The 715-nt window shown below is 66.6% G+C and carries 1 protein-coding gene; it reads left to right on the top strand.

Going from position 1 to position 715, the window contains the following annotated elements; all coding sequences use genetic code 11:
• On the top strand, window positions 1-642 hold a 642-nt coding region (locus DU29_RS01000000130820), incomplete at its 5' end, for a DUF3363 domain-containing protein (RefSeq protein WP_033051173.1).
• Window positions 643-715: the final 73 nt, after the last annotated feature.

The raw sequence follows: 715 nt of genomic DNA, 5'->3' as shown, positions 1-715 counted from the left end.
GCGGCCCATGTCCGCCGACTGGAAGCCCTGCGCCGGGCCGGCATCGTGGAACGTGTGGCTGATGGACTATGGAAGGTGCCGGACGACCTGGCCGAACGTGGCCGCCAGAACGACGCACAGCGCCTGGGCGGCGTGGCGGTGGAGCTGAAATCGCACTTGCCCATCGAGCGGCAGGCCCGCGTGATCGGCGCGACCTGGCTGGACCAGCAGTTGATCGGTGGCGGCAAGGGGCTGGGCGATCTGGGCTTTGGCGGCGAGACGAAGGAAGCCTTGCAGCAGCGCGCCGACTTCCTTGAAGAACAGGGGCTGGCCCAGCGGCGTGGGCAGCGGGTGATCCTCGCCCGGAACCTGCTGGGGACGCTGCGGAATCGGGAACTGGCAAAGGCCGCCAAGGATATTGCCGCCGAAATCGGCCTAGCGCATCGGCCCGTCACCGACGGGCAGCGAGTGGCTGGCATCTACCGGCGCAGCCTCATGCTCGCCAGCGGGCACTACGCGATGCTAGACGACGGCATGGGGTTCAGTCTGGTGCCGTGGAAGCCGGTGATTGAACAGCGACTGGGGCAGCGACTTGCCGCGACGGTGCGCGGTGGCGGCGTGGCGTGGGAAATCGGACGGCAGCGGGGAATGGGCATTGGCTAATGCTCGAAGAGTCTCAGCCACATAACCCGGCAGGCTGTCTAGAGATATGCCGAGGCAGTTGTGAAATTCTTCG

This window comes from Pseudomonas sp. Ant30-3, assembly GCF_000690905.1.
In the GTDB taxonomy this organism is placed as follows: domain Bacteria; phylum Pseudomonadota; class Gammaproteobacteria; order Pseudomonadales; family Pseudomonadaceae; genus Aquipseudomonas.
Note: the sequence above shows the minus strand (reverse complement) of the source record. Positions and strands in the feature narration are given on the sequence as shown.